Origin of the sequence: Streptomyces sp. M92, assembly GCF_028473745.1 — a bacterium.
Classification (GTDB): Bacteria; Actinomycetota; Actinomycetes; order Streptomycetales; family Streptomycetaceae; genus Streptomyces.
Window position 1 is genome coordinate 1,748,080 of the sequence record NZ_CP101137.1, and the last position, 25,428, is coordinate 1,773,507.

At 71.6% G+C, this 25,428-nt stretch carries 19 protein-coding genes, 2 tRNA genes and 2 pseudogenes; 13 read left to right on the forward strand and 10 right to left on the reverse strand.

The features are described from left to right. The first annotated feature begins 71 nt into the window (after positions 1 to 71). From gyrB to M6G08_RS07955, 4 genes are all read left to right on the forward strand, one after another. Positions 72 to 2,132 (forward strand): DNA topoisomerase (ATP-hydrolyzing) subunit B, encoded by a 2,061-nt coding sequence (gene gyrB / locus M6G08_RS07940; protein ID WP_272586465.1) that lies wholly within the window; start codon positions 72 to 74, stop codon positions 2,130 to 2,132. 42 nt (positions 2,133 to 2,174) lie between these two features. Beyond that, positions 2,175 to 4,769 (forward strand): DNA gyrase subunit A, encoded by a 2,595-nt coding sequence (gene gyrA / locus M6G08_RS07945; RefSeq protein ID WP_272586466.1) that lies wholly within the window; start codon positions 2,175 to 2,177, stop codon positions 4,767 to 4,769. 18 nt (positions 4,770 to 4,787) lie between these two features. Next, the gene (locus M6G08_RS07950; protein ID WP_272586467.1) at positions 4,788 to 5,510 is read left to right on the forward strand and encodes a DUF3566 domain-containing protein; all 723 of its coding nucleotides are present in this window, start codon (positions 4,788 to 4,790) and stop codon (positions 5,508 to 5,510) included. Positions 5,511 to 5,610: 100 nt separating this feature from the next. Continuing rightward, a tRNA-Ile gene (locus M6G08_RS07955) sits at positions 5,611 to 5,687 on the forward strand. A 130-nt stretch (positions 5,688 to 5,817) separates the two neighbouring features. Here M6G08_RS07955 and M6G08_RS07960 read toward each other — a convergent pair. From M6G08_RS07960 to M6G08_RS07965, 3 genes and pseudogenes are all read right to left on the reverse strand, one after another. After that, a pseudogene (locus tag M6G08_RS07960) lies at positions 5,818 to 9,081 on the reverse strand (WD40 repeat domain-containing protein); the annotation flags it as partial. An 807-nt stretch (positions 9,082 to 9,888) separates the two neighbouring features. After that, positions 9,889 to 10,716: pseudogene (locus tag M6G08_RS35975) on the reverse strand (nSTAND1 domain-containing NTPase); the annotation flags it as partial. Positions 10,717 to 11,064: 348 nt separating this feature from the next. Next, positions 11,065 to 11,628, reverse strand: a complete 564-nt coding sequence (locus M6G08_RS07965) for a hypothetical protein (protein ID WP_272586469.1) — start codon at positions 11,626 to 11,628, stop codon at positions 11,065 to 11,067. A 158-nt stretch (positions 11,629 to 11,786) separates the two neighbouring features. On the opposite strand from M6G08_RS07965, the gene M6G08_RS07970 reads away from it, so the two are divergent. Continuing rightward, on the forward strand, positions 11,787 to 11,981 hold the full coding sequence (locus M6G08_RS07970) for a ferredoxin (RefSeq protein ID WP_272586470.1): 195 nt from the start codon (positions 11,787 to 11,789) through the stop codon (positions 11,979 to 11,981). Positions 11,982 to 12,043: 62 nt separating this feature from the next. Beyond that, a complete protein-coding gene (locus M6G08_RS07975; RefSeq protein WP_272591282.1) occupies positions 12,044 to 12,919 on the forward strand; it encodes an FkbM family methyltransferase in 876 nt (291 codons plus the stop codon). 356 nt (positions 12,920 to 13,275) lie between these two features. Here M6G08_RS07975 and M6G08_RS07980 read toward each other — a convergent pair whose 3' ends face one another. The 3 genes from M6G08_RS07980 to M6G08_RS07990 form a co-directional block, all read right to left on the reverse strand. Then, complete coding sequence (locus tag M6G08_RS07980) at positions 13,276 to 14,064, reverse strand: glycosyltransferase family 2 protein (RefSeq protein WP_272586472.1); 789 nt, start codon at positions 14,062 to 14,064, stop codon at positions 13,276 to 13,278. Positions 14,065 to 14,072: 8 nt separating this feature from the next. Then, a complete protein-coding gene (locus M6G08_RS07985; RefSeq protein WP_272586473.1) occupies positions 14,073 to 14,861 on the reverse strand; it encodes a GntR family transcriptional regulator in 789 nt (262 codons plus the stop codon). 168 nt (positions 14,862 to 15,029) lie between these two features. Continuing rightward, on the reverse strand, positions 15,030 to 15,404 hold the full coding sequence (locus M6G08_RS07990; RefSeq protein ID WP_272586474.1) for a DUF6344 domain-containing protein: 375 nt from the start codon (positions 15,402 to 15,404) through the stop codon (positions 15,030 to 15,032). A gap of 337 nt (positions 15,405 to 15,741) precedes the next feature. Here M6G08_RS07990 and M6G08_RS07995 point away from each other — a divergent pair, with 337 nt between their 5' ends. Together M6G08_RS07995 and M6G08_RS08000 are read left to right on the forward strand one after the other, a co-directional pair. Further along, positions 15,742 to 15,870 (forward strand): DLW-39 family protein, encoded by a 129-nt coding sequence (locus tag M6G08_RS07995; RefSeq protein ID WP_003999697.1) that lies wholly within the window; start codon positions 15,742 to 15,744, stop codon positions 15,868 to 15,870. A gap of 255 nt (positions 15,871 to 16,125) precedes the next feature. Continuing rightward, complete coding sequence (locus tag M6G08_RS08000; protein ID WP_272586476.1) at positions 16,126 to 17,643, forward strand: hypothetical protein; 1,518 nt, start codon at positions 16,126 to 16,128, stop codon at positions 17,641 to 17,643. Between the two features lie 8 nt (positions 17,644 to 17,651). On the opposite strand, the gene M6G08_RS08005 is transcribed toward M6G08_RS08000, so the two are convergent. Both M6G08_RS08005 and M6G08_RS08010 read right to left on the reverse strand, forming a co-directional pair. Next, entirely contained in the window at positions 17,652 to 19,223 is a 1,572-nt protein-coding gene (locus M6G08_RS08005; RefSeq protein ID WP_272586477.1) for a serine/threonine-protein kinase, read from the reverse strand. Positions 19,224 to 19,314: 91 nt separating this feature from the next. Further along, complete coding sequence (locus M6G08_RS08010) at positions 19,315 to 19,863, reverse strand: helix-turn-helix domain-containing protein (RefSeq protein ID WP_073726140.1); 549 nt, start codon at positions 19,861 to 19,863, stop codon at positions 19,315 to 19,317. A 179-nt stretch (positions 19,864 to 20,042) separates the two neighbouring features. Here M6G08_RS08010 and M6G08_RS08015 point away from each other — a divergent pair. Further along, a tRNA-Ala gene (locus M6G08_RS08015) sits at positions 20,043 to 20,115 on the forward strand. A gap of 296 nt (positions 20,116 to 20,411) precedes the next feature. Next, the gene (locus M6G08_RS08020; RefSeq protein ID WP_272586478.1) at positions 20,412 to 21,188 is read left to right on the forward strand and encodes an isoprenyl transferase; all 777 of its coding nucleotides are present in this window, start codon (positions 20,412 to 20,414) and stop codon (positions 21,186 to 21,188) included. 110 nt (positions 21,189 to 21,298) lie between these two features. Here the strand turns inward: M6G08_RS08020 and M6G08_RS08025 are convergent, their stop codons facing one another. After that, complete coding sequence (locus tag M6G08_RS08025) at positions 21,299 to 22,000, reverse strand: DUF5324 family protein (RefSeq protein WP_272586479.1); 702 nt, start codon at positions 21,998 to 22,000, stop codon at positions 21,299 to 21,301. Positions 22,001 to 22,385: 385 nt separating this feature from the next. Between M6G08_RS08025 and M6G08_RS08030 the strand changes: the two genes are divergently transcribed. Beyond that, on the forward strand, positions 22,386 to 22,919 hold the full coding sequence (locus tag M6G08_RS08030; protein WP_272586480.1) for a peptidylprolyl isomerase: 534 nt from the start codon (positions 22,386 to 22,388) through the stop codon (positions 22,917 to 22,919). 113 nt (positions 22,920 to 23,032) lie between these two features. Then, positions 23,033 to 23,923, forward strand: coding sequence for a rhomboid family intramembrane serine protease (locus M6G08_RS08035; protein WP_272586481.1), 891 nt, complete (start codon positions 23,033 to 23,035; stop codon positions 23,921 to 23,923). Between the two features lie 268 nt (positions 23,924 to 24,191). Here M6G08_RS08035 and crgA read toward each other — a convergent pair whose 3' ends face one another. Next, entirely contained in the window at positions 24,192 to 24,446 is a 255-nt protein-coding gene (gene crgA, locus M6G08_RS08040) for a cell division protein CrgA (RefSeq protein WP_073726149.1), read from the reverse strand. A 121-nt stretch (positions 24,447 to 24,567) separates the two neighbouring features. Between crgA and M6G08_RS08045 the strand changes: the two genes are divergently transcribed. After that, a complete protein-coding gene (locus tag M6G08_RS08045; protein ID WP_272586482.1) occupies positions 24,568 to 25,347 on the forward strand; it encodes a DUF881 domain-containing protein in 780 nt (259 codons plus the stop codon). Positions 25,348 to 25,428: the final 81 nt, after the last annotated feature.

Here is a 25,428-nt window from a genome sequence, read left to right on the forward strand (position 1 = left end):
CGCAACATGCCGCAGCCGCTCCGGCAACCTGCCGACGAGCCCGGCTCGTGCTGTGCCAGAAAGGGCGCTTCGTGGCCGATTCCGGCAACCCCAACGAGAACAACCCGTCCACCGACACCGGCGTGAACGACGTGGTGCACGCGTCGGCCGACGAGGCAGCCGCTTCGTACGACGCCAGTGCCATCACCGTGCTCGAGGGTCTGGACGCGGTCCGCAAGCGACCCGGTATGTACATCGGCTCGACCGGTGAACGGGGCCTGCACCACCTGGTGCAGGAGGTCGTGGACAACTCCGTCGACGAGGCGCTGGCCGGTCACGCGGACACGATCGACGTCACGATCCTCGCCGACGGCGGTGTCCAGGTCGTCGACAACGGCCGCGGCATCCCGGTGGGGATCGTCCCCTCCGAGGGGAAGCCGGCCGTCGAGGTCGTGCTGACCGTGCTGCACGCGGGCGGCAAGTTCGGCGGCGGCGGCTACGCGGTCTCCGGTGGTCTGCACGGCGTGGGTGTCTCCGTCGTCAACGCCCTCTCCACGCGGGTCGCGGTGGAGGTCAAGACCGACGGCTACCGCTGGACGCAGGAGTACAAGCTGGGTGTCCCCACGGCGTCGCTCGCCCGGCACGAGGCCACCGAGGAGACCGGCACGTCGGTCACCTTCTGGGCCGACGGCGACATCTTCGAGACGACCGAGTACTCCTTCGAGACGCTGTCCCGGCGCTTCCAGGAGATGGCCTTCCTCAACAAGGGCCTGCGGATCAACCTCACCGACGAGCGCGAGTCGGCGATGGCGACCGCCGGTGCGGACGAGGCGGGCGAGGACGAGAAGCACGAGGTCAAGAGCGTCTCGTACCACTACGAGGGCGGCATCGTCGACTTCGTGAAGTACCTCAACTCCCGCAAGGGAGAGCTGGTGCACCCGACCGTGATCGACCTCGAGGCCGAGGACAAGGACAAGAACCTGTCCCTCGAGATCGCCATGCAGTGGAACGGCGGCTACACCGAGGGTGTGTACTCGTTCGCCAACATCATCCACACCCACGAGGGCGGTACGCACGAGGAGGGCTTCCGCGCGGCGCTGACCTCGCTGATCAACAAGTACGCGCGCGACAAGAAGCTGCTGCGCGAGAAGGACGACAACCTCACGGGTGACGACATCCGCGAGGGACTGACCGCGATCATCTCGGTGAAGCTGAGCGAGCCGCAGTTCGAGGGCCAGACCAAGACGAAGCTGGGCAACACCGAGGTGAAGACCTTCGTCCAGAAGATCGTCTACGAGCACCTGACGGACTGGCTCGACCGCAATCCGAACGAGGCCGCGGACATCATCCGCAAGGGCATCCAGGCGGCGTACGCGCGTGTCGCGGCCCGCAAGGCCCGTGACCTGACGCGCCGCAAGGGCCTGCTGGAGACGGCGTCGCTGCCGGGCAAGCTGTCCGACTGCCAGTCGAACGACCCGACCAAGTGCGAGATCTTCATCGTCGAGGGCGACTCCGCCGGCGGTTCGGCCAAGTCCGGCCGCAATCCGCAGTACCAGGCGATCCTCCCGATCCGCGGCAAGATCCTCAACGTCGAGAAGGCGCGCATCGACCGGATCCTGCAGAACCAGGAGATCCAGGCGATGATCTCCGCGTTCGGTACGGGCGTGCACGAGGACTTCGACATCGAGAAGCTCCGCTATCACAAGATCATCCTGATGGCGGACGCCGACGTCGACGGCCAGCACATCAACACCCTGCTGCTGACCTTCCTGTTCCGCTTCATGCGGCCGCTGGTCGAGGCCGGGCACGTGTACCTGTCCCGTCCGCCGCTCTACAAGATCAAGTGGGGCCGGGACGACTTCGAGTATGCGTACTCGGACCGCGAGCGCGACGCGCTGATCGAGATGGGCCGAAGCGCGGGCAAGCGCATCCGCGAGGACTCCGTGCAGCGCTTCAAGGGCCTCGGCGAGATGAACGCCGAGGAGCTGCGCATCACGACCATGGACCAGGAGCACCGCGTCCTCGGCCAGGTCACGCTCGACGACGCCGCGCAGGCCGACGACCTGTTCTCGGTGCTGATGGGCGAGGACGTCGAGGCCCGGCGCGCGTTCATCCAGCGCAACGCCAAGGACGTCCGCTTCCTCGACATCTGAGTCGGTCTCAGCTGACCGCACCAGGAAGGACCTTCACCAGCAATGACCGACGAGAACACCCCTGTGACGACGCCCGAGGGTGACGCCCTCGCCATGCGTGTCGAGCCCGTCGGGCTCGAGACGGAGATGCAGCGCTCGTACCTCGACTACGCGATGTCCGTCATCGTCTCGCGTGCGCTGCCCGACGTCCGCGACGGCCTCAAGCCCGTCCACCGGCGCGTGCTGTACGCGATGTACGACGGCGGTTACCGGCCCGAGCGCGGTTTCTACAAGTGCGCCCGCGTAGTCGGCGACGTCATGGGCAACTACCACCCGCACGGCGACTCCTCCATCTACGACGCCCTGGTCCGTCTCGCCCAGCCCTGGTCGATGCGGATGCCGCTGGTGGACTCCAACGGCAACTTCGGCTCACCGGGCAACGACCCGGCGGCGGCCATGCGGTACACCGAGTGCAAGATGGCGCCGCTGTCGATGGAGATGGTCCGCGACATCGACGAGGAGACCGTCGACTTCACGGACAACTACGACGGCCGCTCCCAGGAGCCGACCGTCCTGCCGGCCCGTTTCCCGAACCTGCTGATCAACGGCTCGGCGGGCATCGCGGTCGGTATGGCGACCAACATCCCGCCGCACAACCTGCGCGAGGTCGCGGCCGGTGCCCAGTGGTACCTGGAGAACTACGAGGCCTCCCACGAGGAGCTGCTGGACGCGCTGATCGAGCGCATCAAGGGACCCGACTTCCCGACCGGCGCCCTCGTCGTGGGCCGCAGGGGCATCGAGGAGGCCTACCGCACCGGGCGCGGCTCGATCACCATGCGCGCGGTCGTCGAGGTCGAGGAGATCCAGAACCGCCAGTGCCTGGTGGTCACCGAGCTGCCCTACCAGGTCAACCCGGACAACCTCGCGCAGAAGATCGCCGACCTGGTGAAGGACGGCAAGATCGGCGGCATCGCTGACGTCCGCGACGAGACGTCCTCGCGCACCGGCCAGCGCCTGGTGATCGTCCTCAAGCGGGACGCGGTCGCCAAGGTCGTGCTGAACAACCTGTACAAGCACACCGACCTCCAGACCAACTTCGGCGCCAACATGCTGGCCCTGGTCGACGGCGTGCCGCGCACCCTCTCCCTGGACGCGTTCATCCGCCACTGGGTGAACCACCAGATCGAGGTCATCGTCCGGCGGACGAAGTTCCGGCTCCGCAAGGCCGAGGAGCGGGCGCACATCCTGCGTGGTCTGCTGAAGGCCCTGGACGCCATCGACGAGGTCATCGCGCTGATCCGGCGCAGCGACACCGTCGAGATCGCCCGCGGCGGCCTGATGGACCTCCTGGTGATCGACGAGATCCAGGCCAACGCGATCCTGGAGATGCAGCTGCGGCGCCTGGCGGCCCTGGAGCGGCAGAAGATCGTCCAGGAGCACGACGAGCTCCAGGCGAAGATCAACGAGTACAACGAGATCCTGGCCTCCCCGGTCCGCCAGCGCGGCATCGTGAGCGCGGAGCTGACGGCGCTGGTCGAGAAGTACGGCGACGACCGCAAGACGAAGCTGATCCCCTACGAGGGCGACATGTCCATCGAGGACCTGATCGCCGAGGAGGACATCGTCGTCACGGTCACCCGGGGCGGCTACATCAAGCGCACCAAGACCGACGACTACCGCGCCCAGAAGCGGGGCGGCAAGGGCGTGCGCGGCACGAAGCTCAAGGAAGACGACATCGTCAACCACTTCTTCGTGTCCACCACGCACCACTGGCTGCTGTTCTTCACGAACAAGGGCCGCGTCTACCGGGTGAAGGCCTACGAGCTGCCCGACGCCGGCCGGGACGCGCGCGGCCAGCACGTGGCGAACCTGCTGGCCTTCCAGCCGGACGAGACGATCGCCCAGATCCGTGCGATCCGCGACTACGAGGCGATGCCCTACCTGGTCCTGGCCACCAAGGCGGGCCTGGTGAAGAAGACGCCGCTGAAGGACTACGACTCGCCGCGCTCGGGTGGCGTCATCGCGATCAACCTGCGTGAGCAGGCGGACGGCAGCGACGACGAACTGATCGGAGCCGAACTCGTCTCGGCCGACGACGATCTGCTGCTGATCAGCAAGAAGGCGCAGTCGATCAGGTTCACCGCCTCGGACGACACGCTGCGTCCGATGGGCCGTGCCACCTCGGGCGTCAAGGGCATGAGTTTCCGCGAAGGGGACGAGCTGCTCTCGATGAATGTTGTTCGAGCCGGTACGTTCGTGTTCACTGCCACCGACGGTGGTTACGCGAAGCGGACCTCCGTCGACGAGTACCGCGTCCAGGGCCGCGGCGGCCTGGGCATCAAGGCTGCCAAGATCGTCGAGGACCGCGGGTCGCTCGTGGGCGCGCTGGTGGTCGAGGAGCACGACGAGATCCTCGCCATCACACTCTCGGGCGGTGTGATTCGTACGCGAGTCAGCGGGGTCAGGGAGACGGGCCGTGACACCATGGGCGTCCAACTGATCAATCTGGGCAAGCGCGATGCCGTGGTCGGCATCGCACGCAACGCCGAGGCGGGACGCGAGGCGGAGGAGGTCGACGGCGACGTGGTCGTCGACGAGACCGCCGAGGGTGCCGCGACCACCGGCACGGACGAGGGTGAGGCGCCCTCGGCCGAGTAGCACGAGGAGAGAGTCATCGTGAGCGGAGCCACGGGCGCCGGATCGGCCGGTACCTCCAGGGGTACGGAAACGGACGGGGGCGGCCGTGGCTCCGCCACGCGTGCGGCGGATCCGCACACGACTCAACTGCGCAAGATCGAAGACGGAGCGACCGACTCGCACTCGGGCAGCTCGTCCAAGACGCATTCCCAGGGGGGAACTGTGACGGACACCCGGGGCCAGCAGACCCAGCAGGCGGCCTCGCCGCTGCCGGGGGAACGGCAGCCCCAGCAGCCCGGCGGGCCGTACCACCCGCCGCAGGCCTATGAGACCCAGGGCGGCAACGCCGCCGCCGTGCGCCGCCCGCGCACCGGCGCCCGCACCACGCCCCGCGTCCGCAAGGCGCGCCTGCGCGTGGCCAAGGCGGACCCGTGGTCGGTGATGAAGGTCAGCTTCCTGCTCTCCATCGCGCTCGGCATCTGCACGATCGTCGCGTCCGCCGTGCTGTGGATGGTCATGGACGCCATGGGCGTCTTCTCGACCGTCGGCGGCACGATCTCCGAAGCGACCGGCTCCAACGAGTCCAACGGCTTCGACCTGCAGTCCTTCCTGTCGCTGCCCAACGTGCTGCTGTTCACCACGGTCATCGCGGTCATCGACGTCGTCCTCGCCACCGCCCTGGCCACGCTCGGCGCGTTCATCTACAACCTGTCGGCCGGCTTCGTCGGCGGTGTGGAGCTGACGCTCGCCGAGGACGAGTGACCGTCGCTCTCCGGCCTGGCGCCAACCGATTTTGGGACTGCCCGCCTCGTGCGCTAATCTTCAGGAGTCAGCGCGCGGGACAAACACCGCAGAGCGCGGCGGGGCTATAGCTCAGTTGGTTAGAGCGCATCCCTGATAAGGATGAGGCCACAGGTTCAAATCCTGTTAGCCCCACCAGCACAAAGACCCCCAGTCGGATCCGGCTGGGGGTCTGCTGCGTTCAGGGCCCGGCCGCCGGCGACGGGGGATACGCCGGCGGCCGGGCTGTGGGTCAGGCTAACAAGGGCGGACGGGGCGCGGGAGGGATTCACCGCTCGCACGGTGGTTCGTACGAGAGCCGGGGGAGGTACTCGTGCCACTTCTCCTCGGTCAGCACGCCCCGGGTCGCCGAGCAGATGCGGTCGATGGCGTCGTCCACGTCCAGGTTCCACAGGCGGACGCTGTCCGTGCCGCTCGACACCCCGAGCATGTGACGCACCGGGCTGAAGGACAGGAAGCCGCCCGTCTTGGCGTTGGGGCTCATCGCCTCGCCGATCGGAGCGGCTTCGGTGGGTGTGCGGGTGTCCCAGAGGCGGACCGTGTTGTCGTTGGCGCCGCTGGCCAGGGTGGCGCCGTCCCGGCTGAACGTCAGCGTCACCACCGAGTCGGTGTGGCCGGTCAGCGGCTCTCCGGCCGGCGTGGGGCGGCCCGGGTCGGTGACGTCCCAGAGGCGGACCGTGCCGTCGTCGCTGCCGCTGGCCAGGGTGTGGCCGTCGGGGCTGTAGGCGAGGGCGTTGACGGGGCCCAGGTGGCCGGTGCGGGAGACACCGAGGGCGGTGGCGTGCGCGGGGTCGGTGACGTCCCAGAGCCGTACGGTGTCGTCCGCGCCGCCGCTGGCGAGGGTGCGGCCGTCGGGGCTGAAGAAGAGGGTGTTGACGTAGCCGGTGTGACCGGTGAGCGGGTTGCCGAGCGGGCGGGGCCGGGACGGGTCCTCGGTGTTCCACAGCTGGATGCCCCGGTCGTCCTGGGCGGTGGCCAGGATGTGGCCGTCCGGGCCGAAGGCAAGAGTGCCGGGGCCCGCGTAGCGGTTGCGCAGCGCGACCGGCGGGCCGTGGGCGGTGGGCCGGGACGGGGCGGTGACGTCCCACAGCTGCATGGCCCGGCTGCCCGTCAGCACGGCCAGGGTGCCGCCGTCCGGGGAGAACACCAGGGAACGGACGTCGCCCTCGCCCGGCCTGAAGGGCTCGCTCACGGGCACGGGCCGGGCGGGATCGCTGACGTCCCACAGCCGGACCCGGCCGTCGCGGGCGGCGGTGGCCAGCAGGTGACCGTCCGGGCGGAACGCCCCGATGCGGCCGTTCATGTCCGAGGTGGGCAGGGACCACAGACGGACCTTGCTGTCGCCGCTGCCGGTGGCGAGGGTGTGCCCGTCCGGGCTGAACCCCAGGGCGTACATCTCCCCGCTGCTGCCCGCCAGCTCCACGCCGATCTGCGAGGGGTAGGCCGGGTCGCTGACGTTCCACAGGCTCGCCGTGCTGTCCGCGCTGCTCGCGGCGAGCATGTCGCCGTCGGGGCTGAAGGCCACCGACCAGACGGGACCGGTGTGCCCGGTCAACGGCGAGCCGATCCGCGAGGCGTCGCGCGGGTCGGTGACGTCCCACAGCCGTACGGTGTCGTCGGCGCCGCCGCTGGCGAGGGTGCGGCCGTCGGGGCTGAAGGCCACGGAGTGGATCAGGCCGGTGTGGCCGGTCAGCGGCGTGCCGATCCGGGACGCGTCGTGCGGGTCGGCGACGTCCCACAGATGGACCGTCTCGTCGTCGCCGCCGACCGCCAGTGTCCGCCCGTCGGGGCTGAACGCCACCGAGCGCACCGCCGCGCCGGCGCCCGTCAGGGTGCCCAGTGCCCCGGGCCGGCCCGGAGCGGTCACGTCCCACAGCCGTACGGCGTGGTCGTCGTGGGCGGAGGCGAGGGTGTGCCCGTCCGGGCTGAAGTCGAGCAGGTAGACGGTGCCGCCGCGACCGGGCAGCGGATCACCGAGCGGGCGGGGGGCGCCGGGGTCCGACACGTCCCACAGCCGGATCGTGCCGTCGTCCGAGGCGCTGGCCAGCGTGCGGCCGTCCGGGCTGAACACCGCGGTGCTCACCCAGCTGGTGTGACCGGTGAGGGGCTTGCCCAGCGGTTCGGGACGGGCGGGGTCGGACACGTCCCACAGCCGCACGGTCCGGTCGTAGCTGGCCGTCGCCAGGGTCCGGCCGTCCGGGCTGAAGGACGTCAGGTAGACGGCGCCCGTGTGGCCGAGGAGCGGCGTGGCCAGGGGTGCGTTCACGATCGAGATCAGGCGGTTGCGCACGTCCGCGTCGTCGGGGCGCAGGCGGTGGGCCGCCAGGTCGAGCTGGGCCGACAGCGACGGGTCCGTGTACTGGACGCGGTCCGCCTCGGCGACCACCTGCTCGAACACGGCGTCGTTGCGCTGCTGCCAGGCGAGCACCGCCGAACCGACCGCGAGCAGTGCCAGGACGACCAGGGACGACACCGCGGCACGTCTGAGCACGACGGTGCGCCTGCGCAGCCTGACCGCGGCGGCCAGGAAGTCCACCGCGCCGCGGGTGAGGAGGGTGCCGTCGGCGGACTCCGCCCAGCCGCGGGCCTGCTCGAGCCGGGAGCCCCGGTAGAGCAGCGAGGTGTCGCGGTCCGACTCCTCCCAGGCCCGGCCGTCCTCCTCCAGCCGCTGCCGCAGCAGGTTGCCGGCCCGGTCCTCGTCGATCCAGTCGCGCAGGCGCGGCCAGGCGTGCAGCAGGGCCTCGTGGGTGATCTCCACGGTGTCCGCGTCGAGGGTGACCAGCCGGGCGCGGACCAGCGCCTCCAGGGACTCCTCGGTCTTGCCGGGGTCCCTGGACTCCTTCGCCAGCCGGCGCCGGGTGCCCCGTCTGCGGGTGGCCTGGGTGTCCTCGCTCACCCGGACCAGCCGGAGCAGCAGCAGCCGCGCGGCCGCGCGGGCCGCCGGGTCCAGGTCCGACCAGGCCCGCTCGGCGGTCGCCGCCACCGCCCCCTGGATGCCGCCGGCCGCGCGGTAGCCCGCCAGCGTCAGCCGGCCCGCCTTGCGGCGCTGCCAGGTGGCGAGCAGGGCGTGGGACAGCAGCGGCAGCACGCCCGCGTCGTGCGCGGCGCCCGGGCCGTCGGTGCCGACCTCCCGGGCGATCAGCTCGGCCAGGCCCGGTTCGAGCTCCATGCCCACGGCCCTGGCCGGGCCGGTCACCGCCTCGCGCAGCTCCGCGGTGGTCAGCGGCCCGAGCACCATGTGCCGGTGCTGCAGCGCGTCGGCCAGCTCGGGGTGGCGCAGGCACCGCTCGTAGAAGTCGGCGCGCACGCCGAGGGCGACCAGCAGGGGCGCCGGGTCGTCCGGGCCGCCGGGCGTGCAGGCGGCCTGGAGGATCCGGATGAACGCGCGCCGCTCCCACTCGTCGGTGCAGAGGGTGAAGACCTCCTCGAACTGGTCCACGATCAGGACGGGGCGCGGCGGGGTGGCCGGGCGGGCCGGGGCGGCTGGGCCGGCCGAGACCCCTGATGTGGTGCCGGGTGCCGATGCGGCCGAGGTGCCCGACGCGCCGGTGGTGTACGAGGTTGCCGGTGTGACCGGCGTGCTCGTGGCGGCCGAGGCCGCCGAGGTGCTGGAGGTGGTCGTGGTCACCGTTGTGGCGGGCGTAGTCGTGACTGCCGACGCGGCCGTCGCCGCCGAGGTGCCTGAGGTGCCGGACGTGTTCGTGGCCACCGAGGTGCCCGACGTGCCGGAGGTACCTGAGGCGCCCCATGTGCCGGAGGTGTCCGAGGTCGCCGGTGTTACCGACGTGTTCGTGGTCGGCGTGCCCGAGGTGCCCGAGGTGGCCGACGTGCCAGACGCGCCGGAGGTGTCCGAGGTGGCCGGCGTGCCCGAGGTGGCCGGCGTGCCCGAGGTGCCCGAGGTGTCTGAGGCACGCGAGGTGCCAGACGTGCCCGAGGTGCCCGACGTGTCCGACGTTCTGGAGGTGCCTGACGCGCCGGAGGTGGCCGGCGTGCCCGAGGTGCCCGACGTGCCAGACGGGCCGGAGGTGTCTGAGGTGTCCGACGTGCCAGAGGCGCCGGAGGTGTCCGAGGTGTCCGACGTGCCAGACGCGCCGGAGGTGTCCGCGGTGGCCAGCGTGTCCGACGTGCCCAACGTGCCTGAGGCGCCCGATGAGCCCGAGGTGCCCGGGGTGCCGGAGGTGGCCCGCGTGCCCGAGGTGCCCGACGCCCCCGACGTCCCTGAGGTGCCTGACGCACCCGACGTACCTGAGGCGCCCGACGCGCCGGAGGTGTCCGAGGTCGCCGGTGTTACCGACGTGGTCGTGGCCGTCGGCGTGCCCGAGGTGCCCGACGTGGTCGGCGGGACCGTTGTCGCCGCTCCGTCGCCGGTGGCCCAGGCCGCGAAGGCCCTTCTGACCGCGCGCGCGAACCCCGGGTCGTCCGGTTCCGCCGGCCGCGCCCGGTCGGCTGCGGCCACGGACGCGAGCCCGGGGATGCGGCGGCACAGTTCGCCCAGCGGACCGGCTCCCGGTACGAGCTGGAGCACCGCCCTCGGCGGCCCCGTGTCGCCGTCCGGCCCGCCGTCGCGCAAGGCGGGCACCAGGCCCGCGTTGAGCAGGGAGGACTTCCCCGCCCCCGAGGCGCCCACGAGCATCACCAGGCCGCCGGTGTCCTCGGCCGCGCGGAGCTGGTCGACGAGCGCGGCCGTGCTCCGCTCGCGCCCGAAGAACCAGCCGGCGTCCTGCTGCCGGTAGGCGGCCAGCCCCCGGTAGGGGCAGACGCCGCCCGGGGCCCGGTCGGGTGCGGCGCGTTCCTCGTCGCCCGTGGCCGGCGCCGGGCGCTCGCCGGACGGGTCGGCCAACGCCCGCTCCCACAGCCGCTGCCACTGGGCCAGGTCGTACAGGCCCACGACGACCGGCTCGGGCCGCGCGCGCCGTGCCTGGGGGATGAGGACGTGCAGTACCGCGGCGAGGGCGGGGAACTGGGCGGGGACGTTCTTGGCCCGCCGCCAGTCGCTGATCCGCTGGGCGGAGGCCCGTACGGGGCGTCCCCGTTCGTCGACGCGCTGGAGCCGGACGACCGCTTCGGAGACGCGTTTGAGGGGAGGGTTGCCGGCCTCCCGGTACAGCAGTGCGAGACGTTCGGCGAAGGCCGTGCGTGCCCCTGAGTCGAAACTCAAGGCCTCCACTCCTTACTCCCCCGCACCTGGACGTCCGGACCGGAAAACTCACTCTATACGTCTGACCTGCGGCTACGTCAGTGTTGTGGTGCTGCGGCCTCCTCGCGGGCGACCGCAGCTGGCAGGATCGCGTCGCGGTGCCGAGTCGGCCGGCCGACACCAGGACAGGTCAGCGGCCCGGCGTTCCCGGAAGCCGCCACCTGAGGCCGCATGTTCTCGGTCAGCTTTCGACGGCCCAGCCCTTCCTGTTCCGGTACGGCGTCCAGCACGCCGCCGGCATGGTTGGGCACCGGTCCCCACGAGGGGAGGGACCGGTGCCGAAGCATGCCGGTGGTGGTGGAATCCCGGGGGCGGAGGTCAGTCCTCGGCGGACGCCTGCCGGGCCGGCGGCAGCAGCAGGTCGCGCTCGGGGTGCTTCTCCCCGGTGACGCTGCCCCGGATGCCGAGGTCGGCGCGCGCCTCCTCGTGGAAGGCGTTGATCGCGCGGAACGCGGCCCGGTGCCGCTCGCGCCATTGCTCCAGGGTGCCGGCGACGCGGCCGGTCGCCTGCCAGTCGATCTCGGCGACCAGCCTGTTCAGCTCGTGCCCCGCCTCGATGGCGCCGTCGCCGCCGAGCAGCATGACCCGCTCGAAGGCCGACCCCCAGCGTCGGGCGGCAGCCGCCAGGTCCTCGCGGAGCTCCTCCTCGGGCCGGTGGTCCTCGCGCAGGTTCTCCCTGGCTTCGTACAGCCGTGCGGAAGCGGCGATCCTCGTCTTGGCGGCCTCCACGTACTCCCCGTACGTGTCGACCTTCTTGTCGTCCCAGCGCGTCCGCAGTTGGTGGCGGTTCCTGCTCCGCTCCATCAGGTGGTTCGTGAGGTGCGTGGTCAGTGCGCCGATCACCACGGCCGCGATCGTCACGAGTTGCGCGCCGGTCCCCACGCCGTCCCCCCAGTCGTTTCGCGGAATGCCGGTCGATCTTATGGCCGCTGCCCCAACCGGCAAGCGGGCGGGGCGGATTCAGCGGGGCGGTCCGCGGGCAGGGACGTCGTGTTGGCCGCGGCCGCCGGCCGCGCTTCCCGACTGCCGCTGGAGGGCGTATGAGGATTTCCGTCGATCCCGAGCAGTGCTACGGCTCCGGCGACTGCGTCCACCGGGCTCCGTCCGTGTTCACGAAGGTGGACGGTCTGGGCGCCGTGATACCCGGGCGGGAGCACGACCTGGACGTGCCACGGGTACGTGAGGCGGTCGAGGGGTGCCCCGCTGCCGCGATCACCATCACGCGGGAGGACTGATCATCCGCGGCGGACCGGACGGCGTCGTCCCGCGCACGCTGGTCACCCTCGGCAGCCGTTATGTGCGCGGCGCCCCCGGCACGGTCGGGAAGGCGGCGCTCGCCGCGCGTCTGCTCGACCCGCACCTGCGCGAGCACCCGCGTCGCAGGGTCGTCCAGGTGCGTTCCGGTGACCGGTTCGCCGTGGACACGCGGGACCTGATCCAGCGGTACCTCTACCTCTTCGGGGTCTGGGAGCCGCACCTGACGGCCTGGCTGCGGCGCCGGCTGCGGCCCGGGGACGGTTTCATCGACGTCGGGGCCAACATCGGTGTCTTCAGCGTCCTCGCGTCGCGGCTAGTCGGTGATGCGGGCCGGGTCGTCGCGATCGAGGCTTCTCCCGGGTTCCACCGGCGGCTGGTGCGGCACGCCCGGCTGAACGGGTGCGGGAACCTCCGGACGGTCAACGCCGCCGTCTCCGACGGCCGCAAGACGCTCACCTTCGTCCTCGCCAGTTCGCGCAACATGGGCGCGAACAGCATCGTTCCGTACGAGGGGCCGGCGGAGTCCACGTTCGAGATCGAGGCCCGGCCGCTGCCCGAGCTGCTGGATCCGGCGGAGATCGCGAGCGCCCGGGTGATCAAGATCGACGTCGAGGGGGCGGAGGGCGGTGTCGTGCGCGGGCTGGCGCCGATGCTGGGGGCCCTGCGGCCCGACGCGGAGATCAGTGTCGAGGTGGCCCCCGAGCGCATGGCCCGCCTCGGGGACTCCATCGGCGAACTGCTCACGGTGATGCGCGACGCCGGCTTCCACGGCTATCGGCTGGCCAACGACTACACGCCCGGGAGTTACCCCGCCGCGCGCGGCGACGCGCTGGGCGTCCCGGTGCGCCTGCGGGGGCCCGTGACCGAGGAGAGCGACCTGGTCTTCTCCCGGGTCGACGCGGAGACGCTCCGCTGATCCGCCGGGCCGCCGCCGTGCCGGGTGAGGAGGCGCGGGGCGGTTGAGCGGGGCGGTGGTGTGCCGTCGGGTGCTGGTGGTTCGTGGCGGGCGTGGGGGCCGCCGGGTCCCTACCGCTCCGGCCGCTCCGGGTGGGCAGGCCGGGCCGGATGGGTCGCGCTGGGTGGACGGGCCGCGCTGGGTGGACGGGAGGCTCTGGGCGGACAGGCCGCTGCGGCTGAACGGGCCGCTACGGCTGGAGGTCCGGGCGTCCTCGTCGGCCGGGAAACGCCACCCCAGTGACGCCAGCGCTCGCGCCCCGGCCTCGACCACCGTCATCCGGGCGTCCCACCCAGCCGCTGCGGCTGAACGGGCCGCTACGGCTGGACGGCCCGGGTGTCCCCGTCGGCCGGGAAACGCCACCCCAGTGACGCCAGCGCTCGCGCCCTTGCCTCGACCACCGCCATCCGGGCGTCCCGCTCGCCGGGGTCCACGTGGGCCGCCTGGCCGGTGACCTGGCCCTCCCACTTGCGGTACAGGAGCCCCACCTCCTGGGAGAACCACCCCCGGCTCACACAGTTGAGCGCCAGCAGCAGGCCGGTGTCCTCGGAGGCCGGCAGGGCCATCCAGCCGCCGAGGGCGAGCAGCAGATCCCGCCGGACCAGGAGCGTCGCCGGGTGGACCTGGGCGCGGTAGCCGTTCGCCTTCCAGAAGTCGAGGACCGCCCCGCGCTCGACCGGTCCGTGCTCCGGATCGCCCGGAAAACCGGCCGTCGACCCGTCGGGCAGCAGGTCCAGCACCCGTGACGTGGCCCACCCGAGCGCCGGGTCGGCCTCCAGGGCGGCCAGGTCGCGGGCGAGGGCGCCCGGCGCGAGCTGGTCGTCGGCGTCCAGGATCTTCACGTACTCGCCGTCCGCGTGGGACAGGGCGAGGGTGCGGGTCACACCGGGACCGCCCTGCACGCCGGGCCGCCCCTGCCGGAAGACGACACGCGGGTCGTCGGGCACGTGGGGCCGTACGTCGTCGGTCCGCCCGTCCTCCTGGATCACCCAGCGCCACTCCCAGCCCTCGGGCAGCTCCTGCGCGCACAGGGAACGGTGGGCCTCGGGCAGGAAGGGCGCCGAGGGCCCGTGGACGGCGGTGACGATGATGACGCGCCGGTTCACGGCGGCACTCACCACCTTTCCAGACGAGTGGTGAACAGCAGTTCCGTGCGGTCGCCGGGCAGGGTGACGTCGGAGACGTCCACCACGCGGCCGTCGGTGTCGTACGAGGTCTTGTGGAGCAGGATCACCGAGGTGCCCGGCGGCAGGTCCAGGGCCGCCGCCTCCTCCGGGGTCGGCGGGCGGGCGGTGAAGCGCTCCTCGACGCGGTCCACTTCGATGCCCACGGTGTACAGCTGGTTCTGGGTGCCGCCCGGCCAGGGTTCGTTGGACTCGTCCAGCAGGTCGGGGTTGGCGGCGATCATGTCGCGGACCAGGTAGGAGGTGACGAGGTTGAACGGGGCGGCCTCGGCCGAGCAGCGCGTCCGGTAGCCGCGCCGCAGCAGCACGGTGCCCTCGGGGACCCCGAAGGCCCCGGCCAGTTCGGCGGAGGCCGGGACCTCCCGGTACTCCGCGTGGAAGACGAGGTCGCCGGGGTGCAGGCCGGTGTCGCGCTCGGTGGCGCCGGTCGCGGCCCGGTTGGCGAGGGGTGTGCGGGCGCGGTCCTTCTCCCACTGGTGCCGGCTGTTGTCCCGGACGGCGGGGGTGCGGGGGCGGCGCACGAAGGTGCCGCGGCCGTGGTGCTTGTCGATCAGGCCCTCGTCGTTCAGCAGCCGCAGTGCGTTCTGCACGGTGGGCACGCTGCGCCCGTAGTGCCGGGCGAGGACCGCCTCGGACGGCAGGCGGTCGCCCGGTCCGCGCTCCCCCTCGCGGATGGAGCGGCGGAGGTCGTCCGCGATGACTTCGTACGCCTTGGGCACGAGCACAGCGTACGGCTCCTAAAGAGGTCTTGAGGACTCGAGGGCTCCCGCAGTGGCGCCCGGCATGGCGGCGGCCCGGCTGCTCTCTCGAGCGGCCGGGCCGTTTCTGGCGTGTGGTGCGGTACGCAGATCGCCGGTTGTGTCTGAATGAGGTACTGCGGGTCCGGCTCAGCGCTGGAGTGGCGCGGTGTGCTGGGCGGCCGGGTGCTGGGTCCGGGTCTCGGCGGTGTCGTCGCACAGGAGGTCGGTGGCGGTGGCGGCGGTTCCGGTGGCCGGGCGGTGCCGGCAGTTGGGGGCCTTGCCGTGGGCCTCGGCGCGGATGCGCTGTTTCATCGTGGGGGGCAGGGAGCCGGTGCGGGACCGGGGCCGTGGGATCACCACCGTGGGCGCCGTCTCGGGGGAGGCGCTCTCCGCGTTGCTGTGCGAGCCGCTCTGCGGTACGGCGGCCGAGGCGGACGTCGTGATCAGTCCGAGCGCCGTGCACAGCGCGAGGAAGGCGGTGACGATGGCGGTCCACAGCGTCATGACCTTGTTCCGGGCCATAACCCCTCACTTTCGGGTTGGGCGATTTGCGTACTTTCCTCATGATGTGTATGAGCCTCGCGAAGTGGTGGACCGACGCCCGTGGCGCGGCGATGTTCAGATGAACACCACCCGGATGGGCGCAAGGGGTCGGAAAAGGTGCCGAGACGGGAGAGAGCCGGGCGAAACAACTCTTCGTGAGGGTGTGATCACCCTCCGATCGGACCGGCTCCCGGCCCCTCTACGAGGCTCCGGCGTCCGGAAGTTGGCCGCCGACGCAGGTAACCGATCGGTATCGGCCGGTGTGTATAGTCGGGCGCCAGAGGTCCCCTACGTCAAGGAAAGACGAGGTCGCGCGGTGAAGAAGCTTCTCCTGGTCGCACTGGCCGCCATCGGCGGGCTCCTCGTGTACCGCCAGATCCAGGCGGATCGCGCCGAGCAGGATCTGTGGACGGAGGCGACTGACTCCGTGCCCACGGGTTCGTGAGTACGAGCGACATCCGGTTCTGACACCGGCCCCGAGCAGACCCCGGCCGTCTTGCGGTCGGGGTTTTGTGTTGCCCGGATTCCCGGTGAATTCCCGCTCAGCGCACGGGAGTACGGGTTCGCGCGGCAGGATGGGCCACGGTCCGGTCCGAAAGCGGCGGTGGACGACGCCGGTGAGCGCGGAGGGTGGCGGATGATGGGACGGCGGCGCGGTGAACGGCGGCGTGCCGGGGCGGGACGTGCGCGGCGGGCGGGGATGACCGTCATACGCACCGCGACCGCCGTACGCACCGCGACCGCCGTACGCACCGCGACCGTCATACGGGCCGCGACCGTCATACGGGCCGCGACCGTCATACGGGCCGCGACCGTCATACGGGCCGCGACCGTCATACGGGCCGCGACCGTCATACGGGCCGCGACCGTCATACGGGCCGCGACCGTCATACGGGCCGCGACCGTCGTACGCACCGCGACCGTCGTCCGCACCACGACCGTCTCGCTCACCACGGCCGCCGCACTGGTCACGGCCGCCGCACTGGTCACCACCGCCGCGCTCCCCGGCGGCACGGCTCGCGCGGCCGGTGAGCCCGCCGGATACGCCTTCGCCGACGACGCCCGGCGGATCGACGGCGCGAACAGCACGTCGGACGCTCCGCCGCTGGAACCCGGAGCCACCTACCACAGCTCCCTCCCGAGGAACGGCACCCTCTACTACCGGCTGCAACTCGACGCCGCCTCCGACGCCCACGTCGCCGTCACCGCCGTACCGGGCGCGGCCGGCGAGGTCACCGCCGTCGACGGTGTCCGGGTCTCCGTCCAGGGCACCGACGGCGCCGCCTGCTCCTCTGACAGCGCGACCTTCGGCGCGGCCCGCAGCCCCCGGCCGGTCACCGCCTGGGGACTGCGGGAGATCGACCCCGGCGGGTCCCGCTGCCAGGACCCGGGCACGTACTACGTCACGGTCGAGCGGACCCGGCCCGAGGACTCCCCGCCGGACGCCTGGGACCTGGAAATCACGGCCGTCACCGAACCCCGCCCGGAGCAGCCCGGCGAGACCACCGCACCCGAATCCTGGGACTCCGCCTCACCCGAGCCCCCCGCCGGCGAACCGGAACACCTTGCGGGCGGCAGCGGCTTCGCCCACGCCACCCCGGTCGAGCAGGGGGCCTGGCGCGACGACATCCGCCCCGGACAGACCCTCTTCTACAAGGTGCCCCTCGACTGGGGCCGCCAGGTGCACGCCACCGCCGAACTCGACGGCTCCGGCGACCGCTCCGGCTACGCCACCGGCGCCCTGCGCCTGGCCCTGCACAACCCGGTGCGCGGCGAGGTCGACGACGCCGCCAAGGGCTACACCGGCCGGCCGGCCACGGCCGCCCTGTCCCCCTTGCCGCCGGTCGGTTACGCCAACCGGTACGACGCCGACGGCCAGGTCGCCGCGATGCGTTTCGCCGGCGCCTACTACCTGGTGGTGCACCTGGCGGCCCAGGTCGCCGACGACTTCGGCGAGGGCCCCTTCGGACTGACGCTGCGCGTACGGCTCGGGGGAGCGTCGCAGGCCGGCCCCGAGTACGCCGGGGAGTCCCGGCCGGAGGGCGTCTTCGAGGTCTCGGCGGCGGACCGGGCGGCCGCGCCGGAGGCGGCCGGGGCCACGGACGACGACCTCGCCCTGAAGGCACTCGCCGTGGGCGGCATCGGCACGGGCAGCGCGCTGCTCCTCGGCCTGGGCGCGTGGACGGCGGCGGCCCGCCGCGGGGCGCGCAGGGCCTAGCGACCGGGTCAGAGCCGGGCCAGGGCCCAGAAGCCCACGGCGTAGCAGACCAGCGCGAGCAGCAGGACCGGGACCGCCACACCGGCCGGCGGCCCGGGACGGCGCCGCCGCCGGGACACGCGCCGCCGCGGCGGCGCGGGGACAGGGGCGGTCACGGGTGCGGCTGCCGGTGGTGGTGCTGCCGGCACCGGCCCCTGCGGGCTCCGCGCGGTGTAGGCGGCGGTGGTGTCGGTGTCGGTGTCGGCGTCCTGCTGTCCCGCGGACGGCGACGGCGGGGACTGGGCGGGGAGCGGCGGGCCGTAGTACGGGGGCCGGCCGCCCGGACCGCCCGGGTGGGGGCCGGGGACGGACGTGGAGGTGACGGACGCCTGCGGGGGCGGAAGCCGGAAACTGCCCGTCTCCGACATGGCGGCCGGGGGATGCGCCTCAGGCGCGGGCGCCCGGGTCGAACCCGGTGCGGGCGGTGGGGTGTTGCCCGGGCGCGGTGCCGGGCCGTTCGGGGACTCGGGTGCCCGGTCCCTGCCCGGTGGGGTGGTGGTGTCGGTGGCGGCGGGGGCACCGTCCGGGGCCGGGTGCGGACCGGCGGGGGGCGCCGGTGCGGGCGGTGTGTCGGACGGGGACGCCGGTGCGGGGCTCGCGGCGGACCGGGCGCCCGGGCTGCCGGAAGGCGTCGGTGTGGGGTCCAGGCCCGAGGCCCGTTCGAGGGGGCCGTCAGCGGCGAACCCCTCGGGCAGCGGGCCGACTTGGTCGAAGATCTCGATCAGCTCGTCATCGGGGCCGGGCTCCGCCAGCAGCTCCGCCGCCGCGGCCAGCGCCTTGCGCGCCCCCGTCGCCGTACGGAACCGCGCCGCGGGGTCGGGCTGCACCAGCGCCGCCACGACCTGCCACAGCGGCTCGGGCACCCCCTGCGGCGCGGGCGGCGTCCCGTGCTCGGCGAAGTACCGCACCAGCGCCTTGACGTCCGGCTTGGCCCCCTCCAGCAGGTACAGCGCGACCAGGCCCACGGCGAACAGGTCGGCCGGGAAGTCCGGTTCCGCGCCCATCATCTGCTCCGGCGCGAGGTAACCCGGCGTCCCCACCACGAGGTTGGTCTCCGTCAGCCGGGGCTCGCCCAGCCGCATCGCGATGCCGAAGTCGGACAGCCGCAGCCGCGGCCGGCCCGTCCCGGTCGCCTCCATCAACAGGTTGGCGGGCTTGATGTCCCGGTGCACGACGCCCTCCGCGTGCACCGCGGCCAGACCCGACAGGAGCTGGTCGAGCAGGGTGCACACATAGGCCGGCGGCAGCGGCCCGTAGTCCCCGACCAGGTGGACCAGCGAACCGCCCGCCACCAGGTCCATGGTGAACAGGACCTGGTCGTCGTCGGCGGCCCAGCTCGCGGGCGCGAGCACATGGGGATGGTCGATCCGCAGCGCCTGCTCGCGGACGAACCGCAGCAGCGCGTGCGCGTCCCGCTGCTGGAGCACCTTGGCGGCCACATAGCGCCGGCGCCGGTGGTCCCAGGCACGCCAGACCGCGCCCACCCCGCCCCGGCCGACCGGATCGACCAGCTCGTAGCGCCCCGCGAAGACCTCACCCATGGCCGTGCGCCCGCTCCTCACCTGGACCTGTCGCGCCCCACCCCCTGCCACGGCCCGGCCGCCGCACCCCCGGCGGCGGCCGGACCCGGGCTCAGTTCTGGTGGGACTGGTAGTGCGCGACCGCGTCCGAGGTGCGGCCGGCGCCGTACACCCGCAGGAACTCCGCCAGCTCCGGGTGGGTCGGGGAGAGCGCGTCCGCCGCCTCGATGATGTCCCCGGCCGCCGACACCGAGCGCAGCAGCGACTGGATCTCCCGGACCACCCGCTTGACCGTGGGTGCCCCGGAACTGCTGGTCGTCTGCGTGGTGTTGCTGAGCACCGAGCCCCCCTGCGACTTCTTGATCTCGTCCATGCGCTCCGTCGCCTCGGCCGCGCTCACGCTGCCGTCCGCGACCTGCCCCGCCAGATCCTGCAGCAACTGCACCCGCTGGACCACCGCAGGATTGCCGATCTTCGCCCGCTGACCGCTCATCAGCTGTGAAAGCATCGGCGCGGACAGCCCCAGCACCCCCGCGAGACGAGCCTGGTTGAGGCCAAGATCGTCGATGAGCCTACGGAAGAGCGCCCCCAACGGCTCCCCGTACCAGTTCCGCTGCAGTTCCCGCGCTCTTGCGGTGGCTTCCTGCTGTGCGGCGTCCATTGCGTCTCCCCATCGCTTCCCCAAGAACCGCAGTTCGCTCCAGCGAACCACGCCGAGCATCTTACGGAGCGTGGTCGTTCCCCGGGAGTCCCAATCATTTGTGAGATACGGGGGGCGACCCGGTACTCTTGTCCACGGCACCCGCCGGTACGCGATCCACCCGGCCGGAAGCCGCTCCAGGGGCCTTAGCTCAGTTGGTAGAGCGCTGTCTTTGCATGGCAGATGTCAGGGGTTCGACTCCCCTAGGCTCCACAAGTGAAAGAGGTCCCCCGGTCTGCGAGAACGCCAGACCGGGGGACCTCTTCGTGTACAACGGTGCCCGGCGGCTCCACGACGCTCCCCCGCAGCCCCCCGCGCCCTCACAACACCGGCCCACGGACGGCAACAGGCCCCCGGCAGCAGGCCCGCCGAGCACAACGGCCGCACTGTCTGCTCTTGATATCGTCACCCCACAGGGCACCAGCGCCACACCCCTGCGGGGCGGTGCCACGTGACTCATCGCCGTCGCAGCCGTCCGGTCGCTGCCGACGATGTGGAAGGGGTAGACCATGCGGGCGAAGGTACGAGCCGCTCTCGACGCGCTCTATATGAAGCGGCTGGTCAAAGAACTGGAGGGACGCCCACGCCCCCAGCACATCGGCATCATGCTCGACGGCAACCGCCGCTGGGCCAAGATGTCGGGCATCGACGACCCGCGAGAGGGCTACCGCGCCGGCGCCGCGAAAGTCCTGGACTTCCTGCGCTGGTGCGACTCCGCCAAGATCGAACACGTCACCCTGTTCATGCTCTCCGACGACAACCTCCACCGGCCCGAAGAGCAGCTCACCCCACTCATCGACATCATCGCCGAGGTCGTCGAACGGCTCGCCGCACCCGGCAACCCCTGGCCCGTCGAAGCGGTCGGCGCCCTCGACCTGCTGCCCGCCGAATCCGCCGGCCGCCTCAAGACCGCCACCGCCGCCACGCAGGGCCGCAAGGGCGGCACCAAGGTCGACGTCGCCGTCGGCTACGGAGGCCGCCGGGAGATCGTCGACGCCGTACGATCCGCACTGACCGAGCACAGCTCACAGGGCGGGGACATCGACGAGTTCATCGAGACCTTCACCATGGAGCACATCTCCAAGCACCTGTACTCCAAGACACGGTCCGAGTCCGACCTCATCATCCGCACCTCCGGCGAGCAGCGCCTCTCCGGCTTCCTCCTCTGGCAGTCCGCCTACGCCGAGGTCCACTTCTGCGAGACCTACTGGCCGGACTTCCGTGAGATCGACTTCCTGCGCGCGCTGCGCTCCTACTCCCTGCGCGAACGCCGCTACGGCCGCTGAGCCGCCGCTCCGAGCCGCCGTTTCACGTGAAACACCGCCGCGGGGCGGGAGGCCCTGAAGCCTCCCGCCCCGCGGCGATACCGATCCGTCCCGAAGCCGCCCGGCGAACGTCAGCGGGGCTCCTCGCCCTCCGCCGCGTCGTCCCGCGCCTGCTTGGCCTGCACCTCAGGGTCCAGAATCGCCCCACCGGTGCCGTCCACGGACGTCAGACGCCCCGACTCGGCGACCTCCGTCGCCTCCGGCGGCTCCACCAGCCAGTCCGGATTGGCCTGCTTGTCCCACCACTTCCACGCGGCGAAGGCCCCGCCGGCGACGACGCCCGCCACCGCCAGCACCTTGGCGATACGCCCGGCCCGAGCCCGGCGCTGGTGCCTGCGCGACAGCTTCCGGATCTCCTTCGCCGTCACCTGACCCCGCAGCGCGGCCAACGCCGCGGCACCCCGCGCGGCGGCCTCGTCCCGCACGGGCACGGCCGCGGCCACCGCCTGATCGATCACCGGCCTGGAGTACTCGGCCGCCTGCCGGGCGGCCAGGCGCGTACGAACGGCGGCCTCCTGAGCGGCCGCGTCCACCTTCGGCGGTACATGCGTACGCGCCTGGTCCAGCCGCGGCGCGACATGCGTGCCGTACTGAAGACGCGCCTGGCACGCGGCCTGCGACACCCTGGGCGCCAGCCGTACGCGCGCCTCCTGTGCGTAGTGAGCGGCCCTGTCCTTGGCCGTGTCGGCGTAGGGCGCCACCACTTCCGCGGCGTGCAGCACGCTGTCCTTCGCCGAACCGGTCGCGGCGCGCACGCTGTCGATGCGGGTCACGGGTTCCTCCTCCTCGGTGGCGTACGGTAATTCGACTTTCCACCCTTTTACGGATCATGCCTGCGGACGCACCGCCGGGCATGTGAGAGCGGGCATCCGGGTCACGGGCGGTGTCTTCGTGATGTCCGGGGCACGTGGTGAGGAAGTTGCCGACAAACGCCGATCAACCTCGATAACGGATGAATACCGGGCAACAAGAGCCTGCCGACGACAATGCCACGAATCGGCGCCCCGCGCTCGGGACCCAGGAGTACCGGATGGAGTACCCGACCGGATTCCCGCAACCCCCATCGCCGAATCGGAGCAGGAAACCTCGGCCCGACGCCGTACCCACCGTCGACCGTGCAAGGATCGGCGGGCACCAGAACACGACGGAAGGCACATCGTGGCCGAGCAGCTCTACGCCACCCTGAAGACCAACCACGGCGACATCGAGATCCGGCTCCTGCCGAACCACGCCCCCAAGACGGTCAGGAACTTCGTCGAACTCGCCAAGGGTGAACGGGAGTGGACCCACCCCGAGACCGGCGAGAAGACCACCGCCAGGCTCTACGACGGCACGGTCTTCCACCGGGTCATCAGCGGCTTCATGATCCAGGGCGGCGACCCCCTCGGCAACGGCACCGGCGACCCGGGCTACCAGTTCGAGGACGAGTTCCACCCCGACCTCTCCTTCAACAAGCCCTACCTGCTGGCCATGGCCAACGCCGGCCCCGGCACCAACGGCTCCCAGTTCTTCGTCACCGTCGCCCCGACCACGTGGCTCAACCGCAAGCACACGATCTTCGGCGAGGTGACGGACCCGGCCGGCCAGAAGGTCGTCGACACCATCGCCGCCCTCCCCACCAACCCCCGCACCGAACGCCCCGTCAACGACGCCGTCATCGAGTCGGTCGTCATCGAGACCCGCCAGGACTGACCCCGGCCACGCCGGGAAGGAACCTGACGCCCCGCTCATCCGTATAGATGAGCGGGGGCGGTGCGTCGCACAACACCGACGGACACCGCCCACAGGACGACCGAGGGGAAGCCATGGACCACGCGGCAGCCGGCCCACCGGACGCCCAGAGCCTGCCGGGCTGCTACCGCCACCCGGACCGCGAGACCGGCATCCGCTGCACCCGCTGCGAACGCCCCATCTGCACCGACTGCATGGTCAACGCCTCCGTCGGCTTCCACTGCCCCGACTGCGCGAGCGGCCGCACCGGCGGCGGACCGGCCCCGGCCGCGTCCCGGCCGCGCACGCTGGCCGGAGGCACCGTCGCCGCCGACCCCCACCTCCTCACCAAGATCCTCATCGGGATCAACGTCGCGGTCTTCATCGCCGTACACGCCCTGTCGGAGTCCTTCCTGGGCGGCATGGTCCTGATCGGCCAATGGCCCCCCGCCCCCTACTACATCCCGAACGAGGGCGTAGCGGAGGGCGAGTGGTACCGCCTGGTGACGACCATGTTCACCCACGAGGAAATCTGGCACCTCGGCTTCAACATGCTCAGCCTCTGGTTCCTCGGAGGCCCCCTGGAAGCGGCCCTCGGCAGGGCCCGCTACCTCACCCTCTACCTCGTCTCCGGCCTGGCCGGCAGCGCGCTCACCTACCTCCTGGCCTCACCCACCCAAGCCACCCTCGGCGCCTCCGGCGCGATCTTCGGCCTCTTCGGCGCCACCGCCGCACTCGTCCGCCGCCTCAACGCCGACATGCGGCCGATCGTCATCCTCCTGGTGATCAACCTGGTCTTCACCTTCACCTGGGCCAACATCGCCTGGCAGGCCCACGTCGGCGGCCTCGTCGCCGGCGCCGCGATCGGCTACGCCATGCTCCATGCCCCGCGCGAGCGCCGGACGCTCGTGCAGTACGGCACGTGCGCGCTGGTCCTGGTGGCCGTCGTAGGACTGGCCCTGTTGAGAACCGCACAGCTCACCTGAGCGCAGGTTGTCCACAGACGGTGGCCGATCTTGTGCACAGTGTGCGGGAACAGGTGTGCCCCCTGTCACTGACCCGTGTTTCCGCAGGTCAGGCAGGGGGCGAATGTGCTTTCGGGTGCCGGTACTTCCGTCACACCGGCGTCAATGTCCGATGGGTTATCCACAGATCGTCTTTTCTTTTCCCCACCGTGTGGACAGCGCCTGTGGATAACTCAGTGGATAGCCCTGGGGAGAGCTGTTCCGCGGTGTTCCGCGGTCTGCCGCCGGGCTACTTCCACTGCGTCGAGACACCGAATCCGGCGGCGATGAAACCGAAGCCCACCACGATGTTCCAGTTGCCCAGGGAGTCAATGGGCAGTGAACCGTCGGTGACGTAGAAGACGACGATCCAGGCGAGACCGATGACGAACATGGCCAGCATGACCGGAGCCACCCAGCTGCGGCTCGTCAGCTTGATGCTGGCCGCCTGCTTCGACGGCGGCGGCGTGTAATCGGCCTTCTTGCGGATACGTGACTTCGGCACGAGGGTCTCTCCTGTCGATGCGCTGCGTGGCCGCGCAGGGAACGGGGTCGGGGACTTGGAGCGCTCCCCCGGGCGTCCGTTAGCGTAGTGCTTCCGTGGCGCCGAAGGAGATAAGGGTACGTTGAGCAATTCTGCCGACTCCCCCCAGGCGGGATCCAGCCCCGCCCGCAGGCGCCGTTTCCGGCCCGTGCGGGTCCTGACGGCGGCCGTCTTCGCGCTCGCGGGCCTCATTTTCTTCACCAGCTTCGATACCGCGAAGGGCACCAATATCCGTACGGATGCCTCTTTGCTCAAGTTGTCCGATCTCATCCACGAGCGCAGCCGGGACAACGGTGAGCTGGAGGAGTCCAACGCGGCCCTGCGCGAGGAGATCGAATCGCTCGCCGAGCGCGACGACGGGCGTACGGAGGCGGAGGACGAGAAACGCGCGGAGCTGGAGGCGAAGGCGGGCACGCGGGAGCTGAAGGGTGAGGCGATATCCGTCACGCTCGACGACGCCCCGCCGGACGCCACCGCGAAGCTCCCCGGCTATCCGGAGCCGCAGCCCGACTACCTGGTGATCCACCAGCAGGACCTCCAGGCGGTCGTGAACGCGCTGTGGAAGGGCGGCGCGGAGGGCATCAAGGTCATGGACCAGCGGCTGATCTCCACCAGCGCGGTGCGCTGCGTGGGCAACACCCTGATCCTCCAGGGCCGCGTCTACTCGCCGCCGTACAAGGTCCAGGCGGTCGGCGATCCGGAGAAGCTGAAGAAGGCGCTGGCCGCGTCCCCGGCGATCCAGAACTACATGGTGTACGTCAATGTCTACGGGCTCGGCTGGAAGGTCGAGGACGACGGGACGGTGACGCTGCCGGGCTACTCGGGCACGGCGGACCTGCACTATGCCCAGCCTGTGGATTGACGCCTTTCCGGAGGGGTCCGCGCCGTTAGTCTGGTGCGGTGCGGCGTGAGTGCGGCGCCGTGGTGCGACGGAAGGGACGGC